Below are 232 nucleotides of genomic sequence, written 5' to 3' on the forward strand. Positions count from 1 at the left end.
TCGACGCCGGCGGACGCGAGGGCGTCGGAGAACCAGCTCCACGCGACCTCGGCCAGCAGCGGGCCCTGGCCGACCTCCGGCTCGAGCGTCGCGCGCACCAGGGTCGCGAGCCGGAACGCGCCGCCCCAGGCCTCCTGGCCCGCGGGGTCGTGCAGGACGACGAACCGGCCGGACGCCAGCTCCTCGGCGTCGGGGTCGCGCCGGCCGCTGCGGACCTCGGCGACGAGGGCCG

At 79.3% G+C, this 232-nt stretch carries 1 protein-coding gene; it reads right to left on the bottom strand.

Annotated elements, in window-relative coordinates; genetic code table 11:
* On the bottom strand, positions 1 to 232 hold a 232-nt coding region (locus KVT14_RS21620; RefSeq protein WP_217617414.1), incomplete at both ends, for a DUF3000 family protein.

Source organism: Cellulomonas sp. GbtcB1, from assembly GCF_019091725.1.
Taxonomy (GTDB): domain Bacteria; phylum Actinomycetota; class Actinomycetes; order Actinomycetales; family Cellulomonadaceae; genus Cellulomonas.